The organism is Knoellia sp. B-D-2, assembly GCF_057714695.1.
Window position 1 is genome coordinate 1,697,744 of record NZ_CM173189.1, and the last position, 19,569, is coordinate 1,717,312.

The following is a 19,569-nucleotide window of genomic DNA, read 5'->3' on the forward strand; positions in this document are numbered from 1 at the left end:
CATGTGGACGCGTCCACTGCTCGGACGGGCAGTCGTCTCCTCGATGAGCCACCGGGGCTCTCAGGACACGCCGTCCCGCATGGCAGCTAACCTTTTCCAACGTCACGTCGAAGATAAGGATATTCGTATATCCTTATCTTAGGGATCACGGAAGAAAGGGTAACGAGGTGACTGTCACGCCCGCGCTAGCGCTGAACTGGGACGACGTGCCGTGGAAATCGGACGTCTCCCAGCGCCTGTCGCGAACCCAACGCGCCAAGATCCGCAGCACCTACAAAGCCGCCATCCCGGCCGACATCGCCACCATGCCCTTCGCGGTCGACCCACAGATCGCAGCGGCAGCGGACGACGCCCGCGACGCCATCGCCCGGTTCGATGCCGAACTGTCAACGATGTTCCCGGACGGCGAGTTCGCCCCGCTGTCCTCAGTTCTCCTGCGGACCGAGTCAGCCTCCTCGTCCCAGATCGAGAACATCACCACCGGCGCGCGCGCCCTGGCCTTGGCCGAGATCGGCTTCGCCAAATACGGCAGCAACGCCACACTCGTCGCCGCGAACGTCGCGGCCATGAACCGAGCCGTTGCCCTCGCCGACAAGGTCACCCCGGACACGATCCTGGACATTCACGAAGCGCTCATGCGCGGTCAGGACCACGCCAACCCTGGCCGGTTCCGGGACGCGCAGGTGTGGATAGGGGCATCACCAACCCCACACGGAGCCGTGTTCGTTCCTCCGCACCACGGCCGGGTCCAGGCCAGCATCCACGACCTCTGCGCGTTCACCACCCGTACCGACATTCCCCTCCTGACCCAAGCCGCGCTGGCGCACGCCCAGTTCGAAACGATCCACCCCTTCAACGACGGCAACGGCCGCACCGGCCGCGCGCTCGTCCACGCCCTCCTCAAGGGTGGCGGGGCCACAACACGCACGACGCTGCCTGTCTCCGCCGGACTCCTGAACGACACCGACGCGTACTTCGACGCCCTCACCGCCTACCGGCACGGCGACCCCAGCCCCATCGTCGAACGGTTCGCACGGGCGTCCTTCTCCGCCGTCGACAACGGTCGCGTCCTCGCCAACGACCTCAACACTGCCTACCAGGACTGGACGGTGCGTATCACCGCCCGCAGCGACGCCGCGGTCTGGCGTGCCCTACCCGTCCTGCTGAGCCAGCCCGCCATCACCTCGACCCTCATCCAGGACCGGACCAAGGTGTCCCAACCCGCCGCGGACAACGCGATACGGCAACTCATGGGCGCCGGGATCGTCGAAAAGGCCAGCGGCGTCCAGCGCAACATCGTCTACATCGCCAAAGACGTCATCACGGCCCTCGACGACTTCGCTGCACGCGCCCGCCGAGGCTGACCGCACAGCACGCCCTAGCGGCCCTGGCCGCACCTGCGGTTCATCCGATCTTCTTCATCATCATCTTCCTGCCCATCTTCATGAACCACAGTCGATCCCGCCCGAAGCGGCAGAGATGCGTCCCATCCCTTCTGTGGCTGAGCGACACGGGGTGTCACCAGTGACGCTCCGTGTCGCGGGCGGTGACACTTTTCATGTCGCCTCACACCCTGCGTGATGACGGTCGAGGTGATGGTCAGGAGGGTGTCAGGGTCAGCTGTTGGGCGTGGAAGTCGAAATGCTCAGTGCCGTAGTGGTAGACGTCAAGCAGAGTCATCGTGTCGCGGAAGAACGGGTCCCAGTCGACAGGGAAGTGCATTCGGCGAGCCAAGGACTCGTCAGTTTCGTGGTCCAAACGTCGGTGCAGAAGTGCGATGACCCGGTCGGCCTGCGCTTCGAGACGGGCGCCATGGAAGACCATCGCGCCACCGCACGAGCCGAGGTAGTTCACCGCATGGAACGGTCGCCTGCCGCATTCAGCGTCCGGGCGAACCGCTGGCTGCAACCGTCAGGGAGCCGGCCGAACAGACGCACCAACCCGAGCGGGCGCACACGATCATGTAGCCGAAGACCATGTGGAACAGCATCTGTCGGTTGGTCCACCTCGTGCCGGTGGTGCGCCGTTGCAGGTCCGTGGGCGAGGCACTGGCCGCGAGGTCGTGGAGCAGCCCGCGGGCGCGCTCCAGCTCCGCCTGAATGGTCTGCCGGTCCGCCGGATCACTCATGACGCTCCTTCCCCGTGCATGGCACGGATGCTGACGCTAGGCGGCGCGAGGCGCGTACATGATGACCCCGACCCCGACAAGACAGATCGCGGCACCGACCAGGTCGTACCGGTCCGGGCGGAAGCCATCCAGCGCCATGCCCCAAGCCAGTGACCCGGCCACGAAGACGCCCCCGTACGCAGCCAGGATCCGCCCGAAGTTCGCGTCGGCCTGGAGCGTGGCGACGAAGCCGTAGAGGCCCAACGCGATGATTCCCGCCCCGGCCCACGCCCACCCCCGGTGCTCCCGGACGGTCTGCCAGATCAGCCATGCGCCGCCGATCTCCGCGAGAGCGGCCAAGGCGAACAGGAACGCAGACCGGGCGATCGTCATGTCGCGCATCCTCTCAGGACCGCAGACGGCGTCAGGTGCGGTCGATGCCCTCGTGGACGAGCACGAGTCGCTCGGTGAGCAGCTCCGACGCGTCGGCCCTGAGGCCGGTGTACTCCAGCCGGCGGGGCCACGCGTGGGCCAGGGTGAACGTGGCGACGGGCTGGCCCTGGCGGTCGAACACGACGACGGCGGCGTTCCGCCTGGCGCCGGCCGCGTCGAGGGCGACGTCGTCCATCCACTGCTCGAAGGTCCGGTCGGCGCTCAGCAACCGACTCACGACGACCTCTCCCACCTCGAGGTCGCCGGGCAGCTTCCTGACGACTGCCCGTCCGTCGGCCCCGTTCTCCCTCAGCTCGATGACGTCGCGCTCCGTCGCCAGCCCAGTGACCTCGGTGAGCATCGCGACGCGCACGCCGTCGACCTCGAGGCCGAAATGGTGGCCGGCCATGCCGTCCTGTTCTCGGCGACCCGGCATGGTGTGACCCTCCGTCCGACCGTGGCACCTGTCTCGAGCAGGGTGGCAGCCACGGAATCGGGCGTCAACGGCCAGCCCGGCACACCCGTTGGCGGACGCCGAGCGTCGAAGGTCGTCCGGAGGCGGCGCCGCCGGAGTACCGTGCGGTTCATGGCGAGCTTCGGCCATGAGGTCGGCGCCGGGACGGCGACGGTCGGCCGCGACGTCGAAGTGGACTGCCTGACAGGGCTGCTCGCCGATGCAGGCGCGGGCCGTCCAGCGATCACGATGGTGCGCGGCGAGGCGGGCAGCGGTAAGACGCATCTGCTCGGAGTGCTGGCCGCGCGCGCCAGGGAGGACGGCTGGACCGTGCTGGGGGTCAGCGGTGTCGAGGCCGAGACGGGCCTGTCAGGGGGTGGCCTGCTCGCGGTCCTGCGCCCCCTGCGCGACCTCCTCCCCTCGGTCCCCGGGGCGCAGGCGGAGGCGCTGGCGGCCGTGCTCGGATGGGGTCCGGCGCGCGCCGGGTCGGGCGACCGCTTCCTCGTGGGTGCGGGGACCTTGAGCCTGCTCGCCGCCGCGGCGGTGCAGCACCCGGTCCTCCTGGTGCTCGACGACGTGCAGTGGCTCGACGTGGGGTCGGCCGACGCCCTGATGTTCGCGGCCCGTCGGCTGGGCCACGACCGCGTGGCCACCGCGCTGGGCTTCCGCGCGGTCGCCGCCCTCCCTCCCCGTCTCGCGGACGTCGACGTGCTGGACCTCGCCGGCCTGGCGCCGGGGCCGGCGCGCCAGCTGCTGGGTCCGGGGGTCGCGGCCGACGTCGCCGCCCGGCTGGTCACCGAGACCGGGGGCAACCCCCTGGCCCTGCGCGAGTGTCGTCGCGTCCTGGACCGCGCGCAACGGGCGGGAGCGGCCCCCCTTCCCGCCACGCTCCCCGTGCCGCAGCGGCTCCGGGCGGTGTTCTCGGAACGGCTCGCGGCTCTCCCGCCCCACGCGTGGCAGGCGGCCGTTCTCTGCGCCGCGAACCTCGATGGGACTGCGGGGCCTGTCCTCACTGCCTTGGGGGAGCTGGGTCTCGACCCCGAGGCGTGCATCGCTGACGCGGCCGACGTTCTCGACCTCGCGCCGGGCGCGCTGGTCTTCCGGCACCCGCTGCTGCGGTCGACCGCGTGGGCACGAGCCTCCGGACGCGAACGCCGCGCCGCCCACGCCGTCCTGGCGTCCATCACCGATGGCGCGGTGAGCGTGTGGCACCGAGCCGAGGCGACGACAGGGCGCGACACCGCGCTCGCCGACGAGCTGGCCGGGGTGGCGGAGGAGGAGCGGGCGCGGCACGGCCCGGGTGCCGCCTCGCGGGTGATCGAGCGCGCCGCGCGACTCACGTCGGACGCCGGGCAACGCAGCGAGTGGCTCGCCCTCGCGACCGAGGACGCGTTCGTCGCCGGTGACTCCGCGCGAGCACGGGAGCTTTCCGCCGAGGTGCTGTCCTCCGACGCCGGCCCGGCCGCCCGCGCCCACGTCCTGCTCGTCCTGGGAACCCTCGAGCAGGCGCACGGCACCCTGCGGGCGGCCAAGGGCAGGTTGGAGCAGGCCGCGGCCCTCGCGCGCGGCCACCTCCGCCTCAGGGTGCTGGTCGAGCTGTTCGGCGTCTGCCACCTGCTCGACGACACCGCCGGCATGCTGGCCGCAGCCGAGCGGGCCGGGGAGGTAGCGGACCGGGACCGTCCGGAGCAGGACCTGCTCGCGTCGTACGTCCTCGGGGCGGCGCGGGTGGTGGACGGGCACCCGGACGTGGGCGCGGGCCTGCTCCACCACGCGATCTCCGTGGCGGAGTCCGACGAGAAGCTCCGCGACGACCCCCGCCATCTCGTCATGTCGCTGCTCATCTCCCGATGGCTCATGGACCCGTGGCCGGCGCTCCCGTACGCCGAGCGACGCATCGCCCGCGCCCGCGAGCAGGGCGCGCTCGGCGTGCTCGCCGGAGGTCTGGCCCTCTACGCGATGGGCTCAGCGTGGATGGGCGACCACGTCCGCGCCTACGCCGCCGCAGGGGAGTCGGTCGAGCTGCTCGAGGCGCTGGACCTGCGCCTCGACGTCGGGACCGCCTCGGAGGCCATGGCCCTCGAGAGCGCCTACCGCGGGGCGCACGACGAGGCGAGCCGACACCTGCTCCGCGCTCGGGAGGTGGTGGCCGCGAACGGCTTCGACCCGATGCCACCTCACCTGGCCCGCGTCGTCGCCACCTGCGCGTTGTGCGCCGGTGACCTCGAGACGGTGGTGGTGGTCCTGGAGGACCAGGTCGCCCGGTTCGACGGGGTGGGTGCCTACCTCGAGCCCCTGGGCGTGGCCCCGGACCTCGTCGAGGCGTACCTCGGGCTGGGTCGGGACGAGGACGCGCGAGCCCTGACCGCTCGGTTCCGTGACGTCCTGCAGGGGCGACCGCACGCCGAGATCCCACAGGTGGCGGCCATGGTCAGTCGGTGCGAGGGTCTGGTCGCGGACGACCTCGGTCGGGCAGAGCAGGCGCTCGAGCGGGCCCTGACGCTCCACGACCCCCACACCGACCGCCTCGATTCCGCACGGACCCGGTTGATCCTCGGGATGCGCCTGCGCCGGGGCGGCCGCCGCGTCGACGCCCGGGCGCACCTGCGCACGGCGCAGCGCGAGTTCGAGGCGATGGGCCTGACCCTGTGGGCCGGGCGAGCCGCCGCGGAGATCGCGGCAACCGGGGAGCGCCTCCAGGCCCGCGAGGGGACGGGGGAGCCGCTGACGTCCCAGGAGACCCGGGTCGCCCTCCTCGTGGCCACGGGGCTGACCAACCGCGAGGTCGCGGCCGCGCTGTTCCTCAGCCCGAAGACGGTCGAGCACCACGTGGGAGCGGTGCTGCGCAAGCGAGGACTCCGGTCGCGAACCGAGCTCGCGCGCTCGTTCGCCCGCACGGACGACGCGACCGCAGCGCCGTAGGAGGGTGGTCAGCGCGCGACGGCCACGGGCGCGGAGTGGTCGATCCCGAGGAACGTGGCGAACTCGGGCTTCATGACGAAGAGCTCGACCGGGAGATCGTCAGGCGCCCGGAGGTTGAGGTGGTGCCCGGCATCGGTCTCGACGATCGGTGAGTGGGGGACGCCCTTGCGGGTGAGGCGCTGCTCCCAGCTCGTGAGCGCCTCGCGGTCGGGCACGGCATACGCGAGATGGTCCAGGCCCGTGCGCAGCTCGTCGAAGGCGTCGGCGACCCGCTGACCGTGGTCACTGATCATCACGGCGAGCCCGAGCCCTCGGTCGAACACGAAGCAGAAGCCGTCCTCCTCGGAGACCACCTCGAAGCCGAGGACGTCGACCCAGAAGGCCCGGGCCGCGGCGCAGTCGCGGACGCTGAGTGAGATGTGGGAGAGACCGAGCAGCGGGGGCGTCATCACGGCGCTCACCTCCAAGGAGTGGTCGTGCGGAACGTGGGCACCACCGAGGATCGACCTCCCGGTGACGTGGGCGCCTCGGGGGAATGCCCCACTGCGCGGTCCGGAGCGGTCAGGCCTCCCGAGATGGGGGATGTTCCCGACGCGAGCCAGTGGGCGCGGCCGGGATCGTCGGGGGTCCCCCACGAAAGGAACGACCATGACCCCCACGACCTCGCGACCGTCCTCCGGCACACGCCGTGCCGCGGTCCTGCGGCTGCTGAGCGTCGGGTTCGCCGCCAGCCTCGGCATGGGCCTGGTGTTCTCGACGCCGGCGCAGGCTGCTCGCGTACGCGACACCCTCGACCTGCGGTGCGACACCCTCGGCGCCGTCACCATCACCGTGTCGGGCAACGGCCCCTACGCACCCGGCCTCGTCGTCGACGGCACGACCGTCGGGATCCCCTATGCCCTGACCTTCACGACGACGTTCACCCCCACCGGTGGCGAACCCCAGACCGTCGTCGAGTCCTATGGCAAGCGGCCGCCGGCGCACGGACGGCTCGACCGGTGCGTCTTCTCGCAGGAGAGCACCGACGCGTCGGGGACCCTGTCCCTGGTTGGTGAGGTCCTCATCTCGTACACCGCGCGCTGACGCCGGAGCGCGAGAGCGGGGGCGCCTCACGCCCTAGTTGAGGATGCGCATCGACGAGGGGACGCCGCCTCCGCGCGCGACCTCCTCGACCAGCTCCTGCAGCGCGGTGAGGGCGACGTTCTGGGACAGGGGACCGTGCGAGACGCGGGCCACCCCGAGCTCCTGCTGGCGGGCGAGCGAGGGCGTGCCGGGAATCGCGATGGTCGTGAGGCGCTGCGGACCGTACGCGTCGACGAGCGTGACGATCTCCTCCTCGGTGAGGATCGCCGGCACGAACACGACGGGGGCGCCGGCGTCGAGGTAGGCCCTGCCCCGCTCGACCGCCTCCGCGAGGACCTCGCCGCGGTCGCGGCCACGACCGAGGTGGAACGCGTCGGTCCGGGCGTTGAGCACGAAGTCGGGCACACCCTCCGCGGCGGCCGCGGCCATCACGGCCTCGACCTGGGCGGCGGCCTCGGCGAGCGGCTTCATCTGGTCCTCGAGGTTGGCGCCCACGATCCCCACCCCGATCGCGCGACGGACGGTGTCAGCGGCGTCTCCGTAGCCCCCCTCGAGGTCGGCGCTCACGGGCAGGTCGGTCGCGTCGACGATCCGACGACACATGTCGATCATCTCCTCGACCGGGATGACCTCGCCGTCGGGGTAGCCGAGGGTGGCGGCGATCGAGTGGCTCGCGGTCGCCAACGCCTTGGTGCCGGTCACGGCGGCGACGGTCTTCGCGCTGATGGCGTCCCAGACGTTGACCACGGTGAGGAGCTCGGGGGCTCGGTGGAGGGCGAGCAGGTCGGTCGCGCGTGCGGAGGCAGTCATGTCATCGAACAAAGCAGAAGCGACGGATCCTATTCCCGGCCCTCGCCCGGAACGGTGCGCCCGGCGCCGGTTCAGACCGCCTCGACGCCCAGCCCGCCCTCGCGGAACGTCTCGACGAAGAGCGCGTGGTCGGTCCGGACCTGGCCGGCATACTCCATCGCCCGCTCGACCACCCACGCCGTGAACTCGGTGCGCCGACCCTCCACGGAACCGGCGATGGCCTCCTCGACTTGGAAGTCCACGAGGTCCTCGTCGCTGTCCTCGTCGGAGGCGCAGTGGATCTTCGCCGTCGCCTGGCCGAGCTGGCGGACGACGATGCCGATCTCGTCCGGTTCGGACAGGTCGTGCCACGCGAGGTCGACCTCGTAGGGGGAGATCTCGGAGAGGACGAACCCGATCCCGTCGATCGTCGTGTGACCGAGCAGCGCGTCCGTGTGCGCCTGCAGCGCCCGTTGGCTCACCACCGTGCGGTGGGCCTCGTGCTCGAAGGCGGCCTCCGTGGCGGCGCTGTCCACGAACCTGCGCAGCACCGGGACGCTGGCCTGCTTCATCTCGACGAGGACGTCGTTCTCCAGCGCCTGGCTGTAGCCCTCGAGCAGCAGGGTGTAGGAGGGCATGCCCGCGCTCCCGATGCCGTGGCTGACGGTGGCCACGACGTCGCGCACGTCGTAGAAGACCGGGGTCCGGCTGCGCTTGTCGTCGGGGATCGTGTCGAGGTAGCGCTCGAAGCCGTCCATCACCGTGGACCGCTCTGCCCTCCCGATGCGCCTCGCACCGCCGGTGGCCACGAAGACGCGCTGGTTGTCCTCGACGGTGGTCAGGGTGTCCAGCAGGTCGACCCGGCGCACCTCGCGGGCCTTGCGCAGCGCGGCCAGGACCGGACCTCGGGCGTTGTCGAGGCGCAGGGCGAAGTCGGTGTCGCCGGGGACGTCGCGGTAGTGGTTGACCTGACGCAGGTAGGCCCGCAGGTAGCCCTCGATGAGCCCGCGAACCACCTCGTCGGGAAGTGCCTTCTGCCAGCCCAGCACCGCGAGTGACGTCGAGAAGCGCAGCAGGTCCCACGTGAAGTGACCCAGGAAGGCCTCGTCGAAGTCGTTGACGTCGAAGACGAGCCGCCCACCCGCGTTGAGGTAGGTGCCGAAGTTCTCGACGTGCAGGTCCCCGTGGACCCAGATCCTCGAGGACCGCTCGTCGACGTAGGGCGCGCCCATCCGCGTGATGTCGCGGTAGAACACCCCGGCCGCGCCCCGGTAGAACGAGTGCGGGTCGTGCGCCATGCTGCGGAACTTCGCCCGGTATGCCGTGGGCTCGGCGGCCATCGCCTCACCGAACGACTCCCGGAGCACGTCCACGATGACCCGGCGTCGGCTTCTCGATGACTGGGTCCGCGGCATGAGTCGGACCCTAGCCCGGGACGAGGGGCCGGGGGGTCGGCCTCGGTCTCGCGCCGCCCCTCGAGGAGGCGTGACGGGACGCGTGCCGCCCATCGGGGTGGAGTGCCCGCACCGCCGGCCGTGCAACGGTGGCACCCATGAGCCCCCTGCAGATCCGTCCCGTCGGAGGCGCCGCAGGCTGCCTCACCATGATCGCCGTCTCCATCGTCCTCTCGATCCTGCTGACGGTGGTGCTCAACCTCCTCGTGTGAGCGATCCCGCACCGCCATCACCGCGGCGGCGGGTCAGGCCACTCCCGCCCGGGTCACCGACCAGTCGATCGGTTTGCACACCCCCCCGTTGGACTTCTCCGCCGAACAGGCGGTGATCCCCACGTGGAGGTCCATCTCGGCCCTGACCGAGAAACGGTCGCCGGCGCGGCTCGGCGGAGCGTCGATGTGCAGCTCACCGTCGCGGTCGGCCCAGACGTTCATGAAGATGTTGAGCGTCGTGCCGACCTGGTCCGGCCCGACCCCGTGGGGTGAGAGTGCGCCGACGAGGTTGGCGTGGCAGCTCGGGTGCGGCGCACCGCCGAGGTCCGGGTAGAGGATGTCGAAGGTCCGCTGGCTGCACGGCGTCAGCAGGAAGTCGTGGGTCCCGCACGTGTCCTCGACGATGGTGAGCATCGGCCGGCTGCGGTTGCTCCAGAGCTTGCCGCCGGTGGTGAACCGGATCGTGTTCTCGAAGTCGATCGAGCGTCCCGACGAGAGCGTCTCGGCGACGTCGTCGGCGGCGACGCAGTAGAGGTCGCTCACCTGCACCCCGCTGGGGTCGACGATGGTGAGGACGTCGCCGGCTGCGAGCCGGACATGGGTGCCGGTCTGCGGGGGGAGGCGCGAGAAGCCGGGCTGGCAGTCGAGGGTCATGACGTCGAGGATGCCGGGTCGCGGTCGTCCTCGACCGTCAGGGGGGCCTGCCAGGAGTCGGGCACCGCCCTGCCGGAGTACTGGCGCGCCTCGGAGATGGTGCCGTGGTCGGCCACCATCGGGTTGACCGAGCCCTGCAGCTCGACGTCACGATGACGGATCGCGTCCCGCATGTGCCCGTAGCGCTCCGACTCCTTGAGCTGCTCGAACTGCGCGTGCAGGTTGAACGTCAGCACCGGCCACGGCGCGCGCCGGGCGATCCGGGAGGCGTGGGGGTGCAGACCGACGACGAAGAACGCGGTGCCACCGATGCTGAACGAGAAGTCGACGTCGTCGGGGTCGCTCGAGACCTCCGGGTTCCACGGGGTGTCGTCGAAGTCGCAGAGGTGCTGCAGGGTGCGCCACAGGGCGTCCTCGAAGGCCCGCTCGGTGACGGGCGGGGGCCCGCCGAACACCGCGAGCAGCGAGGTGAAGCCCACGTCGGGGTCGGCCGACTCCCCGAACTCGCACAGGGCCCGGTGGACGTCGAGGCTGCTCGCCGCGCTCCCGAGCCGGCCCGTGGTGACGACGTGGGCACGGTCGCGGTTGAAGACCGCACGAGCTCCCAGACAGGGGTACTCGGGGTCGAGCACCCACTCCTTCATCTGGGTCAGCACGTCGTCGGGGGAGGGTCGCATCGTCACCCCGTGACCGTAGGCAGGCCGGCGACCGCTCCACCACCTCCGTTGGGGTGAGCGGACGGTGGGCCGCGCCCCACGCTGACGAGCCGGATGACGGTGGCGTGGACCATGCTGGGTCCATGGCGATGCGCAGCGGAACTAGGGTGACGTGGGCGTGGGGACGGTCCCGGGCGGAGGGCATCATCGACGAGGTGCACCACGACGACGTCTCGCGCACGACCAAGGGCGAGGAGGTGACCCGGCACGGCAGCGCCGACGACCCGGCATACGTCATCAGGCAGGACGACGGAACGGTCGTCCTCAAGCTCGCGAGCGAGGTCGAGCGAGCGGACGGCGGCTGAGCGTGGCCGAGGGTCACGCCGTGCACGGCATCGCGGGGCGCCTGCGGCGGTTCATCGGCCAGCCGGTGCGGTCGAGCTCGCCCAACCGTGAGTTCGACGCCGAGGTCTTCGACCGCCGCGTCGTCGCCGACGCGCAGGCCGTGGGCAAACACCTCCTCGTGTCGGCGGTCGGCGTCGAGCTCACCGCCCACCTCCACCTCGCGATGGACGGTGCGGTCTCGGTCCGCCGGCACACACGCGCACTGGACGGGGACTTCCCGCGCACCGAACCGCCCCTGCACGGCAACGTCGCGTGGCGGCTCCTGTCGGCGACGCACCTCGGTGAGCTCACCGACCCCGCGGTCTGCGAGCTCCTCGACGGCGACGGTGTCCTCGCGCTGCGCGCGCGACTCGGTCCGGACCCGCTGCGCGCCGACGCCGAGCCGGACCTCGCCCGGCGGCGGATCCAGGCCTCCCGCCGCCCCGTCGGCGCCCTCCTCATCGACCAGAAGGTCATCGCCGGCATCGGCAACGTCTACCGCGCCGAGCTGCTCCACCGTGCCCGGCTCGACCCGTTCACCCCCGGCCACGACGTCGACGACGACACCTTCGCCGCACTCTGGCAGGACACCGTCGACCTCATGACGCTGGGCCTGGGCGCCGGCTGGATCGTCACGGACGAGGCGCAGATGGTGGCCGCCCGCGAGGCACTCGTGCGCGGCGAGCGGGTGCCGCGATGGCCCAAGAGGTATGCCGTCTACGGCCGGGCCGGACGTCCGTGTCACGTGTGCGGCACGAGCGTCCGGGCGGAGCGGATGGGACTGCAGCGGATGTTCTGGTGCCCGGTCTGCCAGGGCGGCGCGACCCCGGCTCGGGCCGGCGAGGTCTAGGGACGCACGAGGACGTTTCCGACCTTGTGGCCGGAGTCGACGCGGCGGTAGGCCTCCGCGATGTCCTCGAGGGGGAACTGGGCGTCGTGCACCACGGTGAGCTCCCCGGCGACGAGCATCGCGAGCAGCTCGTCGACGTCGGCGGCCCGCTCCGGGAACGGCCCGGCGACGACGTCGCCCCGGGCGCGGATGGTGTCGGCCAGGCTCGCGGCGACGAGCGCCAGCACCCCGCCGGGGGCGAGGAGTCGCCGGCCGGTGGAGCGGGTGAGCGCTCCGACGGTGTCGAGGACGACGTCGAAGCGCTGCGTGAGGTCGGCCAGGTCGACCCGGCCGCGGTCGATCACGTCGTGCGCGCCGAGGCGTCGGACGAGCTCGACGTGGGCAGCGCTCGTGACGCCGGTGACCGTCGCGCCCATGTGGCGGGCCAGCTGCACGGCGTTGGTCCCCACGGCTCCGGACGCGCCGACGACGAGGACGCTCGACCCCGACTGCAGCCGCACCTTGTCGCGCAGGTAGCAGAGCGCCGTCGTCCCGCCGAAGAGGAGCCCGGCCGCGTCGTCGTGGCTCACTCCCGAGGGCGTGTGGGAGACCTTGGTGACGGGCACGGCGAGGAGCTCGGCGTGCGCGCCCATCCTCACCCCGTTCATGCCGCACACCTCGTCACCCGGTGAGAACCCGGTGACCGACGCGCCCACCGACTCGACGTCGCCGGACCACGTGCCGCCGAGGACCCGGCGACGCGGACCGCGCAGCCCGAGGGCGATCCGGGCCGGGAGGGCGAAGCCGTCCGGGAAGCGCCCGCCGCGGATCCGGGCGTCGCCGGAGGTGACGGCCGCCGCGCGCACGCGGACGAGCACCTGGCCCGCGGCGGGAGAGGGGTCCGGGACCGACGTCACCCGCGCCACCTCGGGCGGTCCGTAGCGCTCGACGATCACTGCGCGCACGCCGTCCTCCTCACGCCGGTGGGGTCGTGACGAGGCTATACCGGGTCGAGACGGTCGCCGGGGCGGTCGCCGACGGGGCGAGGCGACGGCGGGCGCGTGCCGGTCAGCGCGAGGTGGTCAGCGGCCGGACGACGAGGACGGGCCACGGCGCACGACGGACGGTCTCGGGCGACTGCGGGTGCAGCAGCTCGACGGACCATGTGTCCCCGGCCAGGGCGAAGGCGTGGTCAGCGGCCTCGAGGGAGCCCACCACGGAGTCGTCCCACGGACCGTCGTCGAAGTCGCTGAGGTGCTGCAGTGTGTGCCACAGCCGGTCCTCGAGGGACCGCTCGCTCGCCGACAGGGGCCCCTCGAGCAGGGCGAGCAGGCTCCGGGAGCCGCCGTCCGCGGCGTTCTGCGCGGTGAGCTCCCGGACCGCGCCGTAGACGTCGAAGCTGCTGTTGGGACTGCCGAGCCGGCCGGTCGTCACGACGCGGACGTCGGTTCCGTCGACGGCGATGCGGGCACCAGGGAAGGGCTCGGGCGCGCGGCTGAACCACTCGCGCACCTCGGCCAGCGGGCTTCGGCCCGCGGCCGTCAGGGTCGGGTCGGAGAGGGTGTGGGTCAGGGTCATCGGTGGCTCCTCGTGCCGTCCGGGCGTCGCACCTCGCCGGTGTCGGGCGCCGTCCCCGGGCTACCCCGAACCTATGTGTGGCGCCCCCGCGGGACTACCTCCCTAGGGGTGGCAGCATCGCCCTGCCCGGCTACGATCGAGCGTGACCACTCTCGTCCTCACTGTCATCGGCGACGACCGCGCCGGACTCGTCAAGGCCCTCGCCGACGTCATCGCGGAGGGGGGCGGCAACTGGGAGCGCAGCCACCTCAGCGAGCTCGGCGGCAAGTTTGCCGGCATCGTCCTCGTCACCGTGCCCGAGGATCGTGCCGATGCCCTGCGGGCGGCGCTGTTGCCGCTCGAGGGGCTCCTCGACGTGTCCGTGCACTCCGGGTCGACGCCGGGTCCAGACGAGGCCGCCGGCCCGGGGGACCTCCGGCACGTGCGCATCGAGCTCCTCGGCAACGACCGCCCCGGCATCGTCGGTGCGGTGTCCGGAGTCCTGGCCCGCCACGGCCTCAGCGTGGCCTCGCTCGAGAGCGTCACCCGCGACGCGCCGATGGCGGGCGGACGCCTCTTCGACGCCCGTGCGGTCGTCACCGTGCCGCGGGACGTCGACCTGGCGGTCGTGCAGACCGACCTCGAGGAGATCGCGAGCGAGATCATGGTCGAGGTGTCGCTCACCCCGGACGAGGGCTGACCCCGAGCCCGTCGCTGCCCGCGCGCCCCCACCCCCGCCTCACCCACGCTCGCGCCCGCGCCTCACCGAGGGTGGTGGACCGGTGGGCCACGATGGGCACATGCAGGCGCTGGAGCTGCTCCTCGACGACGACACCGACGACGCGGTGCGGCGGGAGTGGCTGACGCTCAGCCGGGCCGGGCTGCCGAGCCAGGCCGACCACACCGGGGAGACGAACGCCCCCCACGTCACGGTGCTCGCCACCGACGACCTACCGGCGTCCGACGAGGAGGTCGGGGCGGCCCTCGCGGGCGCGCTCCCGGTGGCGGTGCGACTTGGACCGGTCATCGCGTTCCCCGGACGATGCCTCGTCCTCGCCCGCCTCGTTGTCGCCGACGCCACGCTGCTCGAGCTCCACGCGACCGTCGTCGCCGCCAGCAGGGCCGTCCCCAGCCCACTCACCATCCCCGGGAGGTGGGTGCCCCACGTGACGCTCGCACGCGGCATACCGATCGGTGATCTCGGTGCGGCGCTGTCGCTGTTGCGGGCGCCCGGCCTGGACGGCTCGGCGACCCGGCTCAGGCGATGGGACAGCGTGGAGAGGCGGACCCACCCGATCGGCTGCTGACGCGGGTCCGGCACCGGGAGCGCAGGCCGCGCTCAGAGCATGCGGCGGAGCTGGCCCTGCCGGGCGTGCCCGAGCATGAGGCCGACGTGCACCGCGATGGCGGCGAAGAACAGCAGGTGGGCGGCGACGTGGACACCGAGCCAGTTGCTCCCGACCTCGAGGAGCAGCAGTCCGCTGAGGGGGATGGCGAACAGCAGGCCGATGAGGACCTTCTCGGTCACGGCCGAGATGCGTCTCGCCGCCGGGCCCAGGTGCTCGGCCCAGGGCGGCAGCCCGTGACGCCGCCACAGGACCCGGACGATGCCCAGTGCGAGGACGAGCAGGCCGAGAGCGGCATGGGCGAGCGGCAGAGACGGGTCGGTCGGCCGGTGGAGCGAGTCCCGGACGAACTCGTCCTCGGCGCGGTCGCTGCGGGTCTCCTGCTCGTCCTGGAGCCGGTCGACCTCGGCGCGCGCGGCGTCGCGGGCGTCGCCCTCGAGGTCGTCGGCCCGGTCCTCGAGCTGCTCGAGCCGGGCCTCTTGGGCCGCGAAGGCGCCGTCGTCGGCCTCCATGCTCCAGCCCACGACGAACTGGGCGGTCAGGGCGAGCACCGTCACCCAGTGCAGGGCCTTGGACACCCGTCCGTAGCCGTGCGGACCGTTGCGCCAGCGCATGGACCGACCCTAGGGGTCCGGTGCGCGGTGCTCGCTCGTGCGCGCCGCTGCGATTCGCGGCGCGGATGCGCCGTGGGGGTGCGCGAGGATGCCCGGGTGGATCTCGACGGGCAGGACGACACCGCCTCCGGACCGGAGCCGGGCGCCGACGGCGCCGACGGCGACGGCGGCGACGGCGACGGCGGTGGCGGCGGCGATGGCGCCCGCGCCGCCGGCCGCGAGCCGCTGGGCGCGCGCACCGCAGCGGCCCTCGTCTTCGGCTCGAGCGCCGCGGTCCTCGTCGTGGAGCTCGTCGCCCTGCGCCTCCTCGCGCCCTACCTCGGGCTCACCCTCGAGACCAGCACGCTCGTCATCGGCGTAGCCCTGGCCGCGATCGCGGCAGGGGCGTGGGTGGGCGGGCGCGTCGCCGACGGCACCGACTCCCGGCGCCTGCTGGGGCCGCTCCTCGCGACGTCCGGCGCGTGCGTCGCGCTCATGCCGGTCGTCGTGCGCGGGGGCGGCGAGCTCGCCGGCGCGGGGGTCTTCCTCTTCGCCGCCGCGGCGATCTTCGTCCCGGGCGCCTTGCTCTCGGCGATCTCCCCGATCGTGGCGACGCTCCGGCTCACCGACCTCGCCCGGACCGGCAGCGTCGTCGGCGGGCTCTCCGGCGTCGGCACCCTCGGCGCCATCGCGGGGACGATCCTCACCGGCTTCGTCTTCGTCACCGCGTTCCCGGTGAGCGCGATCCTCGTGGGCCTCGGTGTGGTGCTCGTCCTCGCCGGCGTGGTCGTCGGGGTCCGGCTCGGGCGCGGCGACCGGTCCGCGCTGGTGCGGACCGCACCGCCCGCAATCCTCCTCGTGCCGGGCCTGCTCGGCGCCGTCTGGGGGCCGGGCAGCTGTGACGTCGAGACGGTCTACCACTGCGCCCGGGTGGTGCAGGACGACGACCGCCCCACCGGGCGGGTGCTCGTCCTCGACGGGCTCCGGCACTCCTACGTCGACCTGGCGGACCCGACCCACCTCGAGTTCGACTACATCGCCGCCCTGGCGTCGGTGGCGGACACCGCGTTCCCGGGGGCCGAGCCCCTCACGGCCTACCACCTGGGCGGAGGCGGCCTCACCCTCCCGCGCTACCTCGCGGAGGTGCGGCCCGGCACACGGAGCGTCGTCTCCGAGATCGATGCCGGCGTGCTCGACGTCGACGTCGACCGGCTGGGCCTCGAGACCGGACCCGACCTCGACGTGCGGATCGAGGACGGCCGCCTCGGCGTCGAGCGGATCGGGACGGCCAGCCAGGACCTCGTCGTCGGGGACGCGTTCGGTGGGGTGTCGGTCCCGTGGCACCTCACGACGCGCGAGGCCATGACCGAGGTGCGTCGGGCGCTCGGCCCCGGCGGCCTCTATGCCGCGAACCTCATCGACTTCGGACCCATGGAGTTCGTCCGGGCCGAGATCGCGACGCTGCGGACGGTCTTCGACCACGTCGTGCTGGCCGCGGGCACCGACGTGCTCGAGGGCGAGGCGGGGGCCGGCGGCAACGTCGTCGTCGTCGCGTCGCAGGCACCGGTGGACGGCGCCGCGCTCGCGGCCCGCCTGGGTGGTCGCGTCCCGGACTGGCGCCTCCTCACCGGTCCCGAGCTCGAGGCCTGGGTCGGCGACGCCATGATCCTCACCGACGACCACGCGCCCGTCGACCAGCTCCTCACCCCGTACCCGGCACCGGGGCGGTCCGGATGACCTCCGCGACACCGCACCCCAGCGGGCGGAGGATGCAGGCATGACGCACACGGTCGACCTCAACAGCGACCTCGGCGAGGGCTTCGGCCGGTGGACCCTCGGCGACGACGACGCGATGCTCGACGTCGTCACCAGCGCCAACGTCGCGTGCGGCTTCCACGCCGGCGACCCCAGCATCCTGCGGCGCGTCTGCGCCGCGGCCGCGGAGCGCGGCGTCGCGATCGGGGCGCAGGTCGGGCACCGTGACCTCGTCGGCTTCGGTCGTCGCCACATCGAGGTCGACCCCGCGGAGCTGGTCGACGAGGTGATCTACCAGATCGGGGCGCTGGACGCCTTCGCCAAGGTGGCCGGGACCCGCGTCCGCTACGTCAAGCCGCACGGGGCGCTCTACAACTCCGCCGCCGTCACGCCGGCCACCGCGGACGCCATCGCCGCGGCGGTCGCCCTGTTCGACGACTCCCTCGCCCTCGTCGGGCTCGCCGGCTCCGAGCTGCTCCGGGCTGCGGGCGACGCGGGGCTCACCGCCGTGTCCGAGGCCTTCGCCGACCGGGCCTACACGCCGGACGGGCTGCTCCTGTCGCGGCGCGAGCCCGGCGCGGTGCTGCACGACGCCGCGGAGATCGCCCGACGGTGCGCCCGGCTGGTCCGCGACGGCACGGTCACCGCGGTGGACGGGTCGACGGTCCGCCTCGCGGCACAGTCCATCTGCGTCCACGGCGACACTCCAGGCGCCGTCGAGATCGCGCGGGCGGTGCGGCGGGCGCTGGACGACGCCGGGATCACGGTCCGCCCGTTCGCCGACCCCCCATGAGGCGCATGCGGCCCGCGGGCCTGCGCGGCCTGCTCGTCGAGTGCGACGCCCTCGAGGACGTCATGGCCCTGCACCGCGCCCTCGACGCCGACCGGCCCCACGGCGTCGTCGACCTCGTGCCGGCCGCTCGCACCGTGCTGCTCACCTTCGGGCCCACGACGTCCTGGGCGACCGTCGCCGCGGCGGTCACCGACCTCGACACCGCCCAGCCGCCCCGGCCCGGGCAGGAACGCGAGGTCGTCATCCCGGTGACGTACGACGGGGTCGACCTCGACGACGTGGCCGAGGTGACCGGCATGGGCAGGGACGAAGTCGTGCGGCGCCACCTGGCCGCGGAGCACCGGGTCGCCTTCACCGGGTTCGCCCCCGGCTTCGCCTACGTCGCCGGCGGCGACCCGAGCATCCACGTCCCCCGGCGGGCGACGCCACGCACTCGTGTCCCCGCCGGATCGGTCGCTCTCGCAGCGGAGTTCACCGGCATCTACCCGCGCGAGGGGCCGGGTGGGTGGCAGCTCATCGGTCGGTCGGACGTCATCCTGTGGGACCTCGCCCGGGAACCGCCGGCCCTGCTCACGCCGGGCACCCGCGTGCGGTTCACCGAGGCCCGCTCGTGATCGAGGTCCTCCGGGCCGGAGCGCTGACGACCGTGCAGGACCTCGGCCGGCCCGGCCGCGCGCACCTGGGGGTGGGTCGCTCCGGTGCGGTCGACCGGCCCAGCCTCCGTCTGGCCAACCGGCTCGTCGGCAACCCCGAGGGCTCCCCCGCCCTCGAGCTGACCTTCGGTGGTCTCACGCTGCGCGCCCACGACTCGGTGACCGTCGCCCTCACCGGAGCCCCGGCTCCAGTGACGCTCGACGGTCGACCCGGGTCGACGCACGCCGCGTTCACGGTCGCCGCGGGCCAGACCCTGGAGATCGGGGTGCCGTCCCGTGGCGTCCGCACCTACCTCGCCGTGCGTGGCGGACTGGTCTGCGACCGCACGCTGGGGTCCGCGGCGACGGACCTGCTCTCCGGGCTGGGCCCACCGCCGGTGACGGACGGCGTCCGGTTCGCGGTGGGCCCTCCCGCCGGCCCGGTCCCCGGCGTGGACGTCGTGCCGGGCCGCTCGTGGCCGGTCGAGCCGGTGCTGCGACTCCTGCGCGGACCACGTGACGACTGGTTCGCCCCCGAGTCGCTCGAGCTGCTGGGCTCCGCCCGCTTCGAGGTCGCACCGTCTTCGGACCGGGTCGGCGTGCGGCTGGACGGGCCGGCGCTCACGCGGGTGCACGAGGGTGAGCTGCCCTCGGAGGGGATGGTCGAGGGGGCGGTGCAGGTGCCTCCGGACGGTCACCCGGTGGTCCTCCTCGCCGACCACCCGGTGACCGGCGGCTACCCGGTGGTCGCCGTCGTCCACCCCGACGACGTCCCCGTGGCCGCGCAGCTGCGCCCGGGGGACCCGGTGCGGTTCCGGCTCGTGCCGGGGCCGGGCAGCCCCCCTTTGGGGTGAGGCACGCACGCAGGAGCGCGCCTACCGTCGGAGGATGACGGATCCCTGCACGGCGGGCCCTGA

23 protein-coding genes are annotated in these 19,569 nt (G+C 72.9%); 11 read left to right on the forward strand and 12 right to left on the reverse strand.

From position 1 onward, the window contains the following. The first annotated feature begins 167 nt into the window (after nt 1-167). The gene (locus tag AC3EU2_RS08075) at nt 168-1,364 is read left to right on the forward strand and encodes a Fic family protein (RefSeq protein ID WP_488179187.1); all 1,197 of its coding nucleotides are present in this window, start codon (nt 168-170) and stop codon (nt 1,362-1,364) included. Between the two features lie 235 nt (nt 1,365-1,599). On the opposite strand, the gene AC3EU2_RS08080 is transcribed toward AC3EU2_RS08075, so the two are convergent. From AC3EU2_RS08080 to AC3EU2_RS08095, 4 genes are read right to left on the reverse strand one after another with little or no spacing between them, the layout of a single operon-like run. Next, nucleotides 1,600-1,854, reverse strand: a complete 255-nt coding sequence (locus AC3EU2_RS08080) for a hypothetical protein (RefSeq protein ID WP_488179188.1) — start codon at nt 1,852-1,854, stop codon at nt 1,600-1,602. 25 nt (nt 1,855-1,879) lie between these two features. After that, a complete protein-coding gene (locus tag AC3EU2_RS08085; RefSeq protein WP_488179189.1) occupies nt 1,880-2,128 on the reverse strand; it encodes a DinB family protein in 249 nt (82 codons plus the stop codon). Between the two features lie 36 nt (nt 2,129-2,164). Next, entirely contained in the window at nt 2,165-2,500 is a 336-nt protein-coding gene (locus AC3EU2_RS08090) for a YnfA family protein (RefSeq protein WP_488179190.1), read from the reverse strand. Nucleotides 2,501-2,531: 31 nt separating this feature from the next. Then, a complete protein-coding gene (locus AC3EU2_RS08095; RefSeq protein WP_488179191.1) occupies nt 2,532-2,975 on the reverse strand; it encodes a phage tail protein in 444 nt (147 codons plus the stop codon). Nucleotides 2,976-3,125: 150 nt separating this feature from the next. Here AC3EU2_RS08095 and AC3EU2_RS08100 point away from each other — a divergent pair, with 150 nt between their 5' ends. Beyond that, on the forward strand, nt 3,126-5,915 hold the full coding sequence (locus tag AC3EU2_RS08100) for a helix-turn-helix transcriptional regulator (RefSeq protein ID WP_488179192.1): 2,790 nt from the start codon (nt 3,126-3,128) through the stop codon (nt 5,913-5,915). An 8-nt stretch (nt 5,916-5,923) separates the two neighbouring features. Here the strand turns inward: AC3EU2_RS08100 and AC3EU2_RS08105 are convergent, their stop codons facing one another. Beyond that, on the reverse strand, nt 5,924-6,364 hold the full coding sequence (locus AC3EU2_RS08105; RefSeq protein WP_488179458.1) for a VOC family protein: 441 nt from the start codon (nt 6,362-6,364) through the stop codon (nt 5,924-5,926). Nucleotides 6,365-6,563: 199 nt separating this feature from the next. Here AC3EU2_RS08105 and AC3EU2_RS08110 point away from each other — a divergent pair, with 199 nt between their 5' ends. After that, complete coding sequence (locus tag AC3EU2_RS08110) at nt 6,564-6,998, forward strand: hypothetical protein (protein ID WP_488179193.1); 435 nt, start codon at nt 6,564-6,566, stop codon at nt 6,996-6,998. Between the two features lie 33 nt (nt 6,999-7,031). On the opposite strand, the gene AC3EU2_RS08115 is transcribed toward AC3EU2_RS08110, so the two are convergent. From AC3EU2_RS08115 to gntA, 4 genes are all read right to left on the reverse strand, one after another. Continuing rightward, complete coding sequence (locus AC3EU2_RS08115; protein WP_488179194.1) at nt 7,032-7,808, reverse strand: isocitrate lyase/PEP mutase family protein; 777 nt, start codon at nt 7,806-7,808, stop codon at nt 7,032-7,034. Nucleotides 7,809-7,879: 71 nt separating this feature from the next. Further along, on the reverse strand, nt 7,880-9,202 hold the full coding sequence (locus tag AC3EU2_RS08120; protein ID WP_488179195.1) for a DUF2252 domain-containing protein: 1,323 nt from the start codon (nt 9,200-9,202) through the stop codon (nt 7,880-7,882). A 284-nt stretch (nt 9,203-9,486) separates the two neighbouring features. Beyond that, nucleotides 9,487-10,107, reverse strand: coding sequence for a DUF1989 domain-containing protein (locus AC3EU2_RS08125; RefSeq protein ID WP_488179196.1), 621 nt, complete (start codon nt 10,105-10,107; stop codon nt 9,487-9,489). Then, entirely contained in the window at nt 10,104-10,784 is a 681-nt protein-coding gene (gene gntA, locus AC3EU2_RS08130; RefSeq protein WP_488179459.1) for a guanitoxin biosynthesis heme-dependent pre-guanitoxin N-hydroxylase GntA, read from the reverse strand. Before gntA ends, AC3EU2_RS08125 begins: the two co-directional genes overlap by 4 nt. Before the next feature lie 122 nt (nt 10,785-10,906). On the opposite strand from gntA, the gene AC3EU2_RS08135 reads away from it, so the two are divergent. Both AC3EU2_RS08135 and AC3EU2_RS08140 read left to right on the forward strand, forming a co-directional pair. Next, nucleotides 10,907-11,128, forward strand: a complete 222-nt coding sequence (locus AC3EU2_RS08135; protein ID WP_488179197.1) for a hypervirulence associated TUDOR domain-containing protein — start codon at nt 10,907-10,909, stop codon at nt 11,126-11,128. Nucleotides 11,129-11,148: 20 nt separating this feature from the next. Beyond that, nucleotides 11,149-11,997 (forward strand): Fpg/Nei family DNA glycosylase, encoded by an 849-nt coding sequence (locus AC3EU2_RS08140; protein WP_488179198.1) that lies wholly within the window; start codon nt 11,149-11,151, stop codon nt 11,995-11,997. Here AC3EU2_RS08140 and AC3EU2_RS08145 read toward each other — a convergent pair. Beyond that, on the reverse strand, nt 11,994-12,941 hold the full coding sequence (locus AC3EU2_RS08145; protein WP_488179199.1) for an NAD(P)-dependent alcohol dehydrogenase: 948 nt from the start codon (nt 12,939-12,941) through the stop codon (nt 11,994-11,996). The genes AC3EU2_RS08140 and AC3EU2_RS08145 overlap by 4 nt on opposite strands. A 103-nt stretch (nt 12,942-13,044) precedes the next feature. Then, the gene (locus AC3EU2_RS08150) at nt 13,045-13,554 is read right to left on the reverse strand and encodes a YqcI/YcgG family protein (RefSeq protein ID WP_488179200.1); all 510 of its coding nucleotides are present in this window, start codon (nt 13,552-13,554) and stop codon (nt 13,045-13,047) included. 142 nt (nt 13,555-13,696) lie between these two features. Between AC3EU2_RS08150 and AC3EU2_RS08155 the strand changes: the two genes are divergently transcribed. After that, nucleotides 13,697-14,233, forward strand: a complete 537-nt coding sequence (locus AC3EU2_RS08155; protein ID WP_488179202.1) for a glycine cleavage system transcriptional repressor — start codon at nt 13,697-13,699, stop codon at nt 14,231-14,233. A 100-nt stretch (nt 14,234-14,333) separates the two neighbouring features. Continuing rightward, nucleotides 14,334-14,840, forward strand: coding sequence for a 2'-5' RNA ligase family protein (locus AC3EU2_RS08160; RefSeq protein ID WP_488179204.1), 507 nt, complete (start codon nt 14,334-14,336; stop codon nt 14,838-14,840). 32 nt (nt 14,841-14,872) lie between these two features. On the opposite strand, the gene AC3EU2_RS08165 is transcribed toward AC3EU2_RS08160, so the two are convergent. Further along, nucleotides 14,873-15,493, reverse strand: a complete 621-nt coding sequence (locus AC3EU2_RS08165) for a cytochrome b (protein ID WP_488179205.1) — start codon at nt 15,491-15,493, stop codon at nt 14,873-14,875. A 96-nt stretch (nt 15,494-15,589) separates the two neighbouring features. Between AC3EU2_RS08165 and AC3EU2_RS08170 the strand changes: the two genes are divergently transcribed. The 4 genes from AC3EU2_RS08170 to AC3EU2_RS08185 are packed head-to-tail and all read left to right on the forward strand — an operon-like array spanning nt 15,590 to nt 19,506. Beyond that, entirely contained in the window at nt 15,590-17,209 is a 1,620-nt protein-coding gene (locus AC3EU2_RS08170; protein WP_488179206.1) for a fused MFS/spermidine synthase, read from the forward strand. 40 nt (nt 17,210-17,249) lie between these two features. Next, nucleotides 17,250-18,020, forward strand: a complete 771-nt coding sequence (locus AC3EU2_RS08175; RefSeq protein ID WP_488179207.1) for a LamB/YcsF family protein — start codon at nt 17,250-17,252, stop codon at nt 18,018-18,020. Next, nucleotides 18,017-18,634, forward strand: coding sequence for a 5-oxoprolinase subunit B family protein (locus AC3EU2_RS08180; protein ID WP_488179208.1), 618 nt, complete (start codon nt 18,017-18,019; stop codon nt 18,632-18,634). Before AC3EU2_RS08175 ends, AC3EU2_RS08180 begins: the two co-directional genes overlap by 4 nt. Beyond that, nucleotides 18,631-19,506 carry a 5-oxoprolinase subunit C family protein gene (locus tag AC3EU2_RS08185; protein ID WP_488179209.1) on the forward strand — a complete coding sequence of 292 codons (876 nt, stop codon included), beginning with the start codon at nt 18,631-18,633 and terminating at the stop codon, nt 19,504-19,506. The genes AC3EU2_RS08180 and AC3EU2_RS08185 overlap by 4 nt, the downstream gene beginning before the upstream one ends. The last annotated feature ends 63 nt before the right edge of the window (nt 19,507-19,569 follow it).

What these genes read in the sequence shown, in the direction of transcription:
- gntA (WP_488179459.1), bottom strand. Translation starts at nt 10,784, where the DNA reads ATGCGACCCTCCCCCGACGACGTGCTGACCCAGATGAAGGAGTGGGTG.
- AC3EU2_RS08095 (WP_488179191.1), bottom strand. Translation starts at nt 2,975, where the DNA reads ATGCCGGGTCGCCGAGAACAGGACGGCATGGCCGGCCACCATTTCGGC.
- AC3EU2_RS08125 (WP_488179196.1), bottom strand. Translation starts at nt 10,107, where the DNA reads ATGACCCTCGACTGCCAGCCCGGCTTCTCGCGCCTCCCCCCGCAGACC.
- AC3EU2_RS08110 (WP_488179193.1), top strand. Translation starts at nt 6,564, where the DNA reads ATGACCCCCACGACCTCGCGACCGTCCTCCGGCACACGCCGTGCCGCG.
- AC3EU2_RS08100 (WP_488179192.1), top strand. Translation starts at nt 3,126, where the DNA reads ATGGCGAGCTTCGGCCATGAGGTCGGCGCCGGGACGGCGACGGTCGGC.
- AC3EU2_RS08085 (WP_488179189.1), bottom strand. Translation starts at nt 2,128, where the DNA reads ATGAGTGATCCGGCGGACCGGCAGACCATTCAGGCGGAGCTGGAGCGC.
- AC3EU2_RS08090 (WP_488179190.1), bottom strand. Translation starts at nt 2,500, where the DNA reads ATGACGATCGCCCGGTCTGCGTTCCTGTTCGCCTTGGCCGCTCTCGCG.
- AC3EU2_RS08160 (WP_488179204.1), top strand. Translation starts at nt 14,334, where the DNA reads ATGCAGGCGCTGGAGCTGCTCCTCGACGACGACACCGACGACGCGGTG.
- AC3EU2_RS08180 (WP_488179208.1), top strand. Translation starts at nt 18,017, where the DNA reads ATGAGGCGCATGCGGCCCGCGGGCCTGCGCGGCCTGCTCGTCGAGTGC.
- AC3EU2_RS08135 (WP_488179197.1), top strand. Translation starts at nt 10,907, where the DNA reads ATGGCGATGCGCAGCGGAACTAGGGTGACGTGGGCGTGGGGACGGTCC.
- AC3EU2_RS08115 (WP_488179194.1), bottom strand. Translation starts at nt 7,808, where the DNA reads ATGACTGCCTCCGCACGCGCGACCGACCTGCTCGCCCTCCACCGAGCC.
- AC3EU2_RS08105 (WP_488179458.1), bottom strand. Translation starts at nt 6,364, where the DNA reads ATGACGCCCCCGCTGCTCGGTCTCTCCCACATCTCACTCAGCGTCCGC.
- AC3EU2_RS08165 (WP_488179205.1), bottom strand. Translation starts at nt 15,493, where the DNA reads ATGCGCTGGCGCAACGGTCCGCACGGCTACGGACGGGTGTCCAAGGCC.
- AC3EU2_RS08120 (WP_488179195.1), bottom strand. Translation starts at nt 9,202, where the DNA reads ATGCCGCGGACCCAGTCATCGAGAAGCCGACGCCGGGTCATCGTGGAC.
- AC3EU2_RS08175 (WP_488179207.1), top strand. Translation starts at nt 17,250, where the DNA reads ATGACGCACACGGTCGACCTCAACAGCGACCTCGGCGAGGGCTTCGGC.
- AC3EU2_RS08150 (WP_488179200.1), bottom strand. Translation starts at nt 13,554, where the DNA reads ATGACCCTGACCCACACCCTCTCCGACCCGACCCTGACGGCCGCGGGC.